1 protein-coding gene is annotated in these 302 nt (G+C 66.2%); it reads left to right on the top strand.

The features are described from left to right. Positions 1-302: hypothetical protein (locus RCF13_RS05895; RefSeq protein WP_308140950.1), on the top strand; the 302-nt coding region annotated here is incomplete at both ends.

Raw genomic sequence — 302 nt, 5'->3', positions numbered from 1 at the left:
GACATCGAGAACGAATCCCGCGCCAAGACCAGTGGCGGTGGCATCGGCACCGGGATGAGCAGCGGTGGTGGCATCAGCAACCCGCTGGGGAGCGCGGCCGGTGCGGGGCTGAGCCTGCTGGGCGGTACGAAGAAGAACGACAGCAGCACCACCCACTCGGATATCGCCGCCGGCACCGTGGTGGTGCGCGATGGCAATGAGAGCGCTTTGGCCGGTCTTGATCGGACCGCGACCGGCTTTGATACCGACAGCGCACTGTCGGCCGTTGACCTGCGCAAGATGCAGGAGCGTGCCGAGGTGAT

The organism is Stenotrophomonas maltophilia group sp. RNC7, from assembly GCF_030910085.1.
GTDB classification, from domain to species: domain Bacteria; phylum Pseudomonadota; class Gammaproteobacteria; order Xanthomonadales; family Xanthomonadaceae; genus Stenotrophomonas; species Stenotrophomonas sepilia.
The sequence above is the reverse complement of the archived record's forward strand: the minus strand, read 5'-3'. Positions and strand labels throughout refer to the sequence as shown.